The 10614-nt window shown below is 58.9% G+C and carries 9 protein-coding genes and 1 tRNA gene; 4 read left to right on the forward strand and 6 right to left on the reverse strand.

Annotated elements, in window-relative coordinates; genetic code table 11:
• The 6 genes from Q0M35_RS14135 to tgt all read right to left on the reverse strand — a co-directional run.
• On the reverse strand, positions 1-1703 hold a 1703-nt coding region (locus tag Q0M35_RS14135; RefSeq protein WP_295316401.1), incomplete at its 3' end, for a mechanosensitive ion channel protein MscS.
• A 380-nt stretch (positions 1704-2083) separates the two neighbouring features.
• A tRNA-Val gene (locus Q0M35_RS14140) sits at positions 2084-2158 on the reverse strand.
• Positions 2159-2218: 60 nt separating this feature from the next.
• Positions 2219-2605: an HU family DNA-binding protein gene (locus tag Q0M35_RS14145; protein WP_295316402.1), complete on the reverse strand. Its 387-nt coding sequence runs from the start codon at positions 2603-2605 to the stop codon at positions 2219-2221.
• A 207-nt stretch (positions 2606-2812) separates the two neighbouring features.
• Positions 2813-5224 carry an endopeptidase La gene (lon, locus tag Q0M35_RS14150; RefSeq protein WP_295316404.1) on the reverse strand — a complete coding sequence of 804 codons (2412 nt, stop codon included), beginning with the start codon at positions 5222-5224 and terminating at the stop codon, positions 2813-2815.
• Positions 5225-5423: 199 nt separating this feature from the next.
• Positions 5424-6113 (reverse strand): methyl-accepting chemotaxis protein, encoded by a 690-nt coding sequence (locus Q0M35_RS14155; RefSeq protein ID WP_295316405.1) that lies wholly within the window; start codon positions 6111-6113, stop codon positions 5424-5426.
• 98 nt (positions 6114-6211) lie between these two features.
• Positions 6212-7339: a tRNA guanosine(34) transglycosylase Tgt gene (tgt, locus tag Q0M35_RS14160; protein ID WP_295316407.1), complete on the reverse strand. Its 1128-nt coding sequence runs from the start codon at positions 7337-7339 to the stop codon at positions 6212-6214.
• Positions 7340-7448: 109 nt separating this feature from the next.
• On the opposite strand from tgt, the gene Q0M35_RS14165 reads away from it, so the two are divergent.
• From Q0M35_RS14165 to rimK, 4 genes are all read left to right on the forward strand, one after another.
• Positions 7449-8342, forward strand: a complete 894-nt coding sequence (locus Q0M35_RS14165; RefSeq protein ID WP_169640655.1) for an SPFH domain-containing protein — start codon at positions 7449-7451, stop codon at positions 8340-8342.
• Complete coding sequence (locus tag Q0M35_RS14170; protein WP_295316411.1) at positions 8342-8620, forward strand: hypothetical protein; 279 nt, start codon at positions 8342-8344, stop codon at positions 8618-8620. The genes Q0M35_RS14165 and Q0M35_RS14170 overlap by 1 nt, the downstream gene beginning before the upstream one ends.
• Before the next feature lie 117 nt (positions 8621-8737).
• Positions 8738-9133 carry a RidA family protein gene (locus Q0M35_RS14175; protein ID WP_295316413.1) on the forward strand — a complete coding sequence of 132 codons (396 nt, stop codon included), beginning with the start codon at positions 8738-8740 and terminating at the stop codon, positions 9131-9133.
• 101 nt (positions 9134-9234) lie between these two features.
• Positions 9235-10614 (forward strand): 30S ribosomal protein S6--L-glutamate ligase, encoded by a 1380-nt coding sequence (gene rimK, locus Q0M35_RS14180; RefSeq protein ID WP_295316415.1) that lies wholly within the window; start codon positions 9235-9237, stop codon positions 10612-10614.

Below are 10614 nucleotides of genomic sequence, written 5' to 3' on the forward strand. Positions count from 1 at the left end.
ATTGCCAGACCAAGCACACCGGCAGAAGCCAGCAAGGGCCCGATGTCGAGACCGATCTCAGAGAGACAGAACATTGCCGTCAGCACCACCAGCGCGATGGTGGCCGCGTTGCGCAGGAGGGTCAGAAGCGTGGTTTCCCGTGCGGTCGGAACAGCGCCGTATTCAGGATTTAGCTTATAATCCACAAAGGAGGTCAGCGCGAGCCAGAGCATGAAGGCGACGAGGAAAATCAGGCCCACTGAAATGATTTTAGTCGTCACGAATATGCCCACCTGGCTCTCCAGCCAGCCGCGCACATCGGCAAGGCCGATCACATCGAGGCTGAAAAACAGCACCAGAAACAGGAGCAACAAGCGTACAAGGCCAAAAGCGCGGGGCACAAAGCGGTTGATCCGTGTCTCGAGAAGCGGCAGCTTGGCTGTCAGGTCCTCGGGCAGGCTGATGCCGCGACCGATGGCGCGGGCCAGCACAGCTGAAAGCAGCGTGGCAAGGATGATGGCGAACACAATTTTTGCCGAGCCTGATATTGCTGCAATTGTACGTTCTGCGGGCTGCGTCATGACGATCAGGAACATCACCGACAAATAGGCCAGTGCAAACCAGTGCCAGATGCCCGCAACCCCGTGCAGCAATCGCACAAGGAAACCCTGCCGGGTGGTTTTTTCGGGGACGATCCCAAGCTCTTCGGCTTCGACATCCGGCAGGTCAAAGGTGCGGGTCCGGCTTTCGAGCCAGAGGGCGACCTCGCGCCGGCGGCGCAGCACAATATAGACCAGATACACCACGACGAATACCGACAACAGTGCTGAAATCCCGTTGCCTGCAGCCATCGAGGCGCTCTGGTTCACGATCGGAACGATCAGCAGCTGGCCGTAGCCCAGAACACTCACCACCACGCTGAGGTAGCGCGTCAGTGCCCGTGCGGCCCCGTCACTGAACGGAACAAGACGCAGGCCCGGCGCACCCGGAGAAAGCACCGCGCGGATCACCACACGGGCCAGTTCCACGATCAGAAAGGCATTCAGATACATCGATTGCCGGATACCGATCTGGCCGAACTGGCCGACGAGCGTGATGGTGACCAGGTATCCCAGAGCCCATGCAAAAACGACGATGAACACATCGGTCAGATTTGATTCCAGAAAAAGAACAACGGAGCGCAGCGGCCCTGAGTTTTCGGCGCGCCTGCCCATGCGCGCGTAAAGCCGCCTCGCAAAGCGCCGCAAAATCAGAAAGGTCGCGACCGTGATAACGATCACGACCAGCAAGCCCGGCAGAGCTGAAACCAGAATACCCAGTTCGTCACCTTTCAGCCCGTCAAAAACTGTCCCGCCGGACCGGATGGCGGTCCAGACCCCGCTGACCAAAAGGGCCGCTTCTTCGCCGGCCTCCTGTGTGATCTGCGCAATCCGGCGCCCGAGCGAATGAATGGGTTCGCTGCTGGCCGGTTCCTGAGACATCTGCGGGTCGGAGGCCTGCATGGAGGTTTCCAGCTCAGCAATCAGCGCGGCCCGCGCGGCATCGTCTCTGAGCACGTCAAGCAGAGCGTCAAGGGCCTCTGGCGTCTGCGTTTCCGCCTCAGTACCCTCCTGCCCGCCCGCAGTACCCGGCACCGCCTGAGCGGTTGCTGTCTGAACGCCGCCGAGGATGACGAAAACAGAAATAACCGCACAGAAAGCGCGAAAACGTGAAAAAATGCTCATAACCCCACCTGCCTGAGCCGCTCGGAACCGGCGGCTTTTTTCGCAGATTCTTATGAAGGGTCGGAGCGGAAAAGAAAAGCCGACTGCGGATGCGGATATTTTCGCACGTTCTGCCACGGTGTCTGGTGGAGACAGTCAGCAGTGCAGGCCGATTGCGACCTTGCCACGCCGGGCAATACGGCGCCAGGACTGAGACTGACGGTTTTTACTGTCCCTGGTTGGCAGTCATTTTTTCGGTGAAGCCGGCTTAAGACGGTATTTCCTGCGCGCGCTGTGCGCCAAACTGCTTGCGACGCGGAAAAACGGGCGCGTGCCGGTGCGGGGCCGGGATCGCCCGATCAGCAAATCGACGTGATTTTTTAAAAAGCAGCGGATCAGAATGGTGGGTGATAAGAGATTTGAACTCCTGACATCTTCGATGTGAACGAAGCGCTCTACCACTGAGCTAATCACCCCTGCGCGGCGACATAGCCAATTGCCGGCCGCCCCGCAAGTGGTCAGCGGGAGAATCCGCCTCAGTCGCTCACAGGTTCGGGTAGTCCGGCATCCACCGGTGCCTTCCGGCGCGCGCGGATTACAGTGACCTGGCCATTGCCGGTGTCTTTTTGCCGGATAATTTTCAATCGACCCATCGGCGGTAACACAAGCCCGCGACCCTCACTGACAGCCTTGCCAAGTTCTTCCAGCATCGCCTCAATCACCGGTTTTGCATCGCGTTTCCGTATGCCTGAGCGAAGGACCACTTTCTCGATCAGTTCTTTTTTGCGCAGTTCCGGGGCCGCCTTTGCGTCAGTCGCTGCGGTTTCGACGGTCGCGACTGCTTTTGACTTGATGGTTGTGGTGGGTTTGGTCACTGTTTTTCGCGGTGTGCGCGTTTTTGTGGTTTTGCCTGCGAGTGCCATGATTGCCCTTCCTCTGTCACGGGATCCGGATGAGTCCGCCCCGCGGGGTATCTGAAGCTTACAAGGGCTCTCGCGTCCGATCCAGCCCGGTGTGAGAGGCGCAGTCCGCAAGATCCCAGAACATGAAGTAATCCAGGTAAAAACCTGTCTTTAAACAAAAAAGGGGCGGTCCCATGGGGCCGCCCCGTAATGTACGAGTTTTGTTGGTCAGTGCGCTGTCGCAGAATCTCCGGAGCCTGACGACTTGTTTAGTGCTGCGGCCGCAGCCTCTTCCTCTGCAGCCTGATCCCATTCAATGGGTTCAGGTTTGCGCACCAGAGCGTGCTCAAGAACCTCGGACACATGCGAGACCGGGATGATCTCCAGCCCCTCTTTTACGTTGTCCGGAATCTCAGGAAGGTCCTTGGCATTTTCCTGAGGAATGAGCACCGTTGTTATACCGCCCCTGAGCGCTGCCAGCAGCTTCTCTTTCAGCCCACCGATTGCCAGTGCATTACCGCGCAGCGTGACCTCGCCCGTCATGGCGATGTCTTTGCGGACCGGTATCTGCGTCAGTACGGAGACGATCGATGTCACCATTGCAAGACCAGCGGAGGGGCCATCTTTGGGCGTGGCCCCTTCCGGCACGTGCACGTGGATGTCGAGCCGGTCGAACAGTGGCGGTTTCACACCGATAGACGGACTGATTGAGCGCACATAACTGGACGCCGCATCAATGGATTCCTTCATCACATCACCGAGCTTACCGGTCGTTTTCATCCGACCCTTGCCAGGCAGACGCAGCGCCTCGATGCTCAGAAGCTCACCGCCCACAGAGGTATATGCGAGGCCGGTGACGACACCGATCTGGTCTTCTTTTTCCGCAAGACCGTAACGGAACTTCTTCACACCAAGGAAATCGTCGATGTTGTCCGCGGTAACTGTGACGGTCTCGGCTTCTTTCCGGATGATTTTGGTCAGCGATTTGCGGGCGACCTTGGCAATTTCACGTTCCAGGTTCCGCACGCCCGCCTCGCGGGTATATGTACGGATCATCTCAGTCAGCGCAGAATCCTCAATGGTGAATTCTTTTGCCTTCAGACCGTGATTCTTGATCTGCTTTGGCACGAGGTGCTGTTTTGCAATCTCGCGTTTCTCATCCTCCGTATACCCGGCCAGCGGGATGATTTCCATCCGGTCGAGCAACGGGCCCGGCATGTTGTAGCTGTTCGATGTGGTCAGGAACATCACGTTCGACAGGTCATATTCGACCTCAAGGTAATGATCCACGAAGGTGGAGTTCTGTTCCGGATCAAGGACTTCGAGCATGGCAGACGCAGGGTCACCCCGGAAATCCTGCCCCATCTTATCGATTTCATCGAGCAAAATCAGCGGGTTGGTGGTCTTCGCTTTTTTCAGCGCCTGAATGATCTTACCCGGCATTGACCCGATATAAGTCCGGCGGTGGCCGCGGATCTCGGATTCATCGCGCACGCCGCCGAGGCTGATGCGGATAAATTCGCGACCTGTTGCCCGTGCAACCGATTTACCCAGAGACGTTTTACCGACACCCGGCGGGCCGACAAGGCACATGATCGGGCCTTTCAGCTTGCTGGAGCGTTGTTGCACCGCAAGGTACTCAACGATCCTTTCCTTAACCTTCTCCAGGCCATAGTGGTCGTCATCGAGAACTTTCTGAGCCCGGCTCAGATCTTTCTTCGTGCGCGACTTCACGCCCCACGGAATGGCCAGCATCCAGTCGAGATAATTGCGTACGACTGTTGCCTCAGCCGACATCGGGCTCATGTTGCGCAGCTTTTTCAGCTCGGCATCAGCTTTCTCACGGGCTTCTTTGCTAAGCTTGGTCCCGGCAATTCTGGCTTCCAGTTCGGCAACTTCATTTTTGCCGTCCTCACCGTCGCCCAGCTCCTGCTGGATCGCCTTCATCTGCTCGTTCAGGTAATACTCGCGCTGGGTACGCTCCATCTGGCTTTTGACGCGGGTTTTGATCTTTTTCTCGACCTGCAGTACCGACATCTCGCCCTGCATCAGCCCGTAGACCTTCTCAAGACGCTCAGATACGCTCAGCGTTTCCAGCAGATCCTGCTTCTGGTGCACTTCAATGCCAAGATGGCCCGCGACGAGGTCAGCCAGTTTCGCCGGTTCGGTGGAGTCGCCGACAGCCGCAAGTGCCTCTTCAGGCACGTTTTTCTTAACCTTGGCATATCGGTCAAACTCATCAGCCACCGTGCGCAGCAGCGCCTCAGTGGTGGCAAGGTCACCCGGCATCTCAGTGAGATATTCCGCCCGCGCTTCAAAAAAGCTGTCATTTTCGAGGTATTCAGTGATGCGCACGCGCGCCTGCCCCTCGACAAGAACCTTGACGGTTCCATCAGGCAGTTTGAGAAGCTGCAGCACATTGGCCAGCACACCGGCCTTGTAAATGCCATCGCTGTCAGGATCATCGACGCCGGGGTCAATCTGGCTCGACAGAAGAATTTGTTTGTCGTCCGCCATTACCTCTTCGAGAGCGCGGACTGATTTTTCGCGTCCGACGAAAAGCGGCACGATCATATGCGGGAAAACCACAATGTCGCGCAGCGGCAGGACGGGATAGGAGGCGTTAAGCGGCTCTTGCATGCTCTTTCCTTATTCTTGGCAAGATGGCACCGGCCCCGCATTTGCAGCAGCCACGACCATCTCCGGTTCTGGATGACTAAGGTGGGGCGTGCCCGACCTGAAATCAACCATGCCTGTGTCATTTGCTGCGCTCAGCATGGCCAGAGGCAGGCGGAAGCACAAGCATACAAATGCCGTCCGCCACACCTTTCTGCCGGGGTCAGTTCACATTAAGGCGGTCCGTCAGCGATACCGAGAGCGAAGAGACACGCGAGGACAGAACCTTAACCTCATCAGCGATCACCGTGAAGCCTTTTCCGGCGTCCCCTGCCCGCGCGGCCTCAATCGATGCATTGGTGGCAACCATGTTGATCACGCGTCCGATTTTACCGATTTCCATGGCAATTGTGCTGGTTTTGCTCAGGGCCTCGGCCTTGCCTTTTTCTGTCATCTCAAGAAACGCTGCACTTATTCCATCCGAAAAGGCGGCCACTCCCTGCGCCACGTCCTCGCAGCAGAGCTGGTACATATTATTGCCCGGTCTGAACCCGCGCACGCCGTCTTCTTCACTGCATGACAGATGCTCAACCGTGCGCAACAGTTCCGCGAGTGATTTCGCCACGCGCACCTGAAGCGCGGCCAGGTCCGGCTGCAGTGAAATCCTGAGCGGCTCAAGGCGGCTTGTGACCAGTGTCCCGGCGGCATCCGAGGCGCGGCGCAGCGCATCCCGGGCAGCGAGCAGATCCTGAGGGGAGACGTGGCCTGTTACCTTCCCTTGGCTTTCCATATGATAAACGAGCAGCTGCATCGCTGCATTCCGCGCAGGCGCAAAGTCCTGCAGGATCGCATGCAGTGTCTGGTCCGGCGACAGCCCCTTGTCCCGGGACGGTCTGACATGCGAATCTTTCATGGTGCGGCTCCGTGCTGATGTCCGCACAGGTGTATCGTTGCCCGGGTTAAGCCCGGGTTAAAGACCGCAGGCGCGCCGGCACGCAGGGCAACCGCAGATCAAAGCGGCTCAATATCACCTTCAGCCCGGGCTGCATGAAATTCCGCCTCGAAAGCCGCAAACCTCATTTCGGAGACAGCATCGCGCATACCGGCCATGAGAGTCTGATAGTAATGCAGGTTGTGCCACGTCATCAGCATAGACGCGATGATTTCCTGGCTGCGGAACACATGGTGCAGATAGGCCCGCGAATACTGCCGGCAGGCCGGGCAGTCACACCGGTCATCCAGCGGGCGCGGATCATCCGCGTGGCGGGCATTTTTGATGTTGAGCACGCCGCGGCGGGTAAAAACCTGACCTGTGCGCCCGGACCGGCTGGGCAGAACGCAGTCCATCATATCTATCCCGCGGGCCACGGCACCCACGATATCATCCGGCTTACCCACCCCCATCAGATAGCGCGGCGTGTCTTCAGGCAGCTGACCGGCCGCGAAGTCAAGACATCCGAACATCGCCTCCTGCCCCTCACCCACCGCAAGACCGCCAACCGCATAGCCGTCAAAGCCGATCTCGCGCAGGGCCGCCGCACTTTCGGCGCGCAGATCCTCTTCGAGGCCCCCCTGCTGAATGCCAAAGAGCGCATGTCCCGGCCGGTCACCAAAGGCCTCTTTCGAGCGTGCGGCCCATCGCATCGACAGCTGCATACTTTCACTTATGCGCGCGCGGTCTGCTGGCAGTGCCGGGCATTCGTCAAAGCACATCACGATATCTGAGCCGAGCATGCGCTGAATTTCCATCGAGCGCTCCGGCGTGATTTCATGCTTTGAGCCGTCGATGTGGCTTTTGAATGTCACGCCCTTTTCGGTAAGTTTGCGCAGGGCCGCGAGGCTCATCACCTGAAAACCGCCTGAATCCGTCAGAATCGGCCTTTCCCAGTTCATGAATTTGTGCAGCCCGCCCAGCCGCTCAATCCGCTCTGCCGTCGGGCGCAACATAAGGTGATATGTATTTCCCAGCAGGATGTCCGCACCGGTTTCGCGCACCGACCCGGGCAGCATCGCCTTGACGGTCGCGGCCGTGCCCACGGGCATAAAGGCAGGTGTGCGGATCGCGCCACGGGTCGTTTCGATCACACCGGTGCGCGCGCGACCATCCTGTGCCGTTCTGGTGAAACTGAACTTTGTCATCTGAGCGCCCTGCTAATGTCACAGGCGCGATATAGCGAGCGGGCTGAACTTGCAATAATCCCGCACAATCGCCATTTTCACAACAGGCGGGCTAATGGAGAAATGACGCGTGGACATCGAGAATTTCATCCTGGGACTGCTTGAAAACAATCTCATCTATCTGCTGCTGGCGGCGCTGCTGATCATCATCGTCGTCAAAGGCGTCAAGATCGTTCCGCAGTCCGAGAAATACGTCATTGAACGTTTTGGCCGGCTGCGCGCCGTTCTGGGCCCGGGGATCAACCTGATCGTGCCCTTTATTGATCGCGTGGCGCATGAGATTTCTATTCTGGAGCGCCAGCTGCCCAACGCCAGCCAGGATGCGATCACCCGCGACAACGTACTGGTGCAGGTCGAGACATCTGTTTTCTACCGCATCACCGAGCCTGAACGCACCGTATACCGCATCCGTGATGTGGACCCGGCAATTGCCACCACCGTGGCCGGCATCGTGCGCGCCGAGATCGGCAAGATGGATCTTGACGACGTTCAGGCCAACCGGTCGCAGCTGATCACCACAATCAAAGCCTCGGTCGAGGATGCGGTGGATGACTGGGGCATTGAAGTGACGCGCGCGGAAATTCTCGACGTGAACCTCGATCAGGCCACCCGCGAAGCAATGCTGCAGCAGCTTAACGCCGAACGCGCCCGCCGCGCCCAGGTGACCGAGGCCGAAGGCTCTAAACGCGCCGTCGAACTGGCGGCTGACGCCGAGCTATACGCCTCCGAACAGACGGCCAAAGCACGCCGCATCCTTGCCGATGCCGAAGCCTACGCCACACAGATGGTTGCCACCGCCATCAATGAAAACGGGCTTGAAGCCGCACAGTACCAGATCGCGCTTAAACAGGTCGAAGCCCTGAACAAGCTGGGCGCCGGTGAAGGCAAACAAACGATCGTGCTGCCGGCTCAGGCAATAGAGGCCTTCGGAGACGCCTTCAAGCTTCTCAGAGGACGCAGCTGATGGTGGATGCACTCCTGAGCCTGTGGTGGATCTGGGTCGCGGTTGCTCTGGTGCTGGGCATTATCGAGGTCCTGGCGCCGGGGTTTATCTTTCTGGGGTTTGCTCTGGGCGCGCTGGTCACTGCAGCCCTTGTGGCTTTTGGCTACGTCCCGTCAGCGGCGGTTCTTTTTGCCGTCTTCGGTGGCGTCTCGCTCCTCGCATGGGTCGGGTTGCGTTTTGCCTTTCGTGGCCAGACGTCCGGCGCACGGATTGTCACCCGGGACATCAACGATAACTGAAATACCCCGGGCACATTGTCAGCCCGCCGCCTGCGCGGCACAAATTCCTTTTTCATACTATGCCGGTGATGGCAGACTGTGGGTGCGGCAGCATCACACAGCGAAAGGGTATACGACATGGCACAGGGCAGAAGTTTGATATCCAATGGAAATCCGATGGAGGCCGTGGTCGGGTTCAGCCGCGCGGTCCGGGTTGGCAACTTTATCGCTGTGGGAGGGACCGCACCGGTCGACGCGGATGGCAGAACTGTCGGTCCGGGAAATGTTTTTGTGCAGACAAAGCAGTGTTTCGAGATCATCAGAGACGCTCTGGATCAGGCCGGATCCGGACTGCAGGACATTGTGCGCACACGCGTTATTCTGACGGATATCGACACATGGAAAGACGCAATCGACGCGCGCAGGATTTATTGCCTCGATGCACGGCCTGTGGATACGATCATGGCGGTCACGCGCTTTGTAAATCCCGAATGGCTTGTCGAAATTGAGGTCGATGCCGTCATCCCGGACTGACCTGATCCGGCCGCGCGTGCCCCCTGTGACAGGACTTCCGGTTGTGATCGCCAATCCGTGCTGATACCCGGTGCGCAGATGCTGATTTCCGGGAGACACACGTGGAAAAACTAACCTTTGGCTGGGAAGAATGGGTCTCGCTGCCCGATCTCGGATTGCCGGCAATGAAGGCCAAGGTGGATACGGGCGCGCGCACATCCGCGCTGCATGCGCACGATATCGAGGTCTTCGGTTCCGCAAAAACCCCCAAGGTTCGCTTTAATGTGCACCCGATCGCGGGTCGTGAGGATATGGCCATCACCTGCTCTGCGCCGCTGGTCGACCGCCGCGAAGTGACATCCTCAAACGGTGAGGCCGAACAGCGCTATGTCATTTCATCAACGCTGGCGGTGAATGGCCAGCGCTGGCCGATTGAGATCACACTCACGAACCGCGCAGGCATGTCGTCTCGCATGCTGCTGGGGCGACAGGCGCTTTCGGATCACATCTCGATCAGCCCGACGGAAAAGCATCTGCAGCCGGAACTGAGCTATGATGATTACCACTCCTCCGCTCTCAAACGCCGCGCGCCCAAACGCGCCCTGCGCATTGCGGTGCTGAGCCGCGAAGATAATTACTCCACCCGCCGCCTGACCGAAGTGGGTGAGGCGCGCGGCCACGTGGTCGAGGTTATCGATACCACGCGCTGTTACATGGCGATCAATAACCTCGCACCCGAAGTACATTATGACGGCAAACGCCTGCCCCGCTATGACGCGGTGATCCCGCGCATCGGGGCCTCGATCACGCCTTACGGCACCGCCGTGATCCGGCAGTTCGAGGCGATCGGCACCTATTGCGTGAACGGCTCGGCGGGCATCACCGCGAGCCGTGATAAGCTGCACGCCCACCAGGTGCTGGCAACCCGCCGGATCGGCATGCCTTCGACGGCCTTTGCCGCCTCGCCCAAGGACACGTCCAACCTGATGGCGCTGGTGGGCACCGCGCCGCTCATCGTGAAACTGCTCGAAAGCACGCAAGGCAAAGGCGTGGTCCTGGCCGAGACCAAAAAGGCCGCGGAATCGGTCATTGATGCTTTCCGCGGGTTGCGCGCGAATTTTCTGGTGCAGGATTTTGTGAAAGAGGCCGCCGGCGAAGACATCCGTTGTCTGGTGATTGCAGGCAAGGTCGTGGCGGCGATGAAACGCACCGGGGCTGAGGGTGATTTCCGATCGAACCTCCACCGGGGCGGCTCTGCCAGGGTTGTGCGCATCACCCGGGAGGAACGTGAAACGGCCGTAAAGGCCGCGCGGGCGTTCAACCTGGGCAAAGCGGGCGTTGATCTGCTGCGGTCATCGACCGGGCCGAAGGTCCTGGAAGTCAACTCCTCCCCCGGTTTCGAAGGCATCGAAAAGGCCAGCGGCAAGGATATTGTCGGCAAGCTCTACGACGAGATCGAAACCCGCGTAAGGCCACAGCCGGTGCGCAAACGGAAGGTCTGA

The sequence above is a fragment of the Roseobacter sp. genome, from assembly GCF_024639605.1.
In the GTDB taxonomy this organism is placed as follows: Bacteria; Pseudomonadota; Alphaproteobacteria; order Rhodobacterales; family Rhodobacteraceae; genus Roseobacter.

Excerpts from the sequence above, each read along its gene's own strand:
- Q0M35_RS14170 (WP_295316411.1), top strand. The coding sequence starts at position 8,342 with ATGGTGGATGCACTCCTGAGCCTGTGGTGGATCTGGGTCGCGGTTGCT.
- Q0M35_RS14145 (WP_295316402.1), bottom strand. The coding sequence starts at position 2,605 with ATGGCACTCGCAGGCAAAACCACAAAAACGCGCACACCGCGAAAAACA.
- Q0M35_RS14175 (WP_295316413.1), top strand. The coding sequence starts at position 8,738 with ATGGCACAGGGCAGAAGTTTGATATCCAATGGAAATCCGATGGAGGCC.
- lon (WP_295316404.1), bottom strand. The coding sequence starts at position 5,224 with ATGCAAGAGCCGCTTAACGCCTCCTATCCCGTCCTGCCGCTGCGCGAC.
- Q0M35_RS14155 (WP_295316405.1), bottom strand. The coding sequence starts at position 6,113 with ATGAAAGATTCGCATGTCAGACCGTCCCGGGACAAGGGGCTGTCGCCG.
- tgt (WP_295316407.1), bottom strand. The coding sequence starts at position 7,339 with ATGACAAAGTTCAGTTTCACCAGAACGGCACAGGATGGTCGCGCGCGC.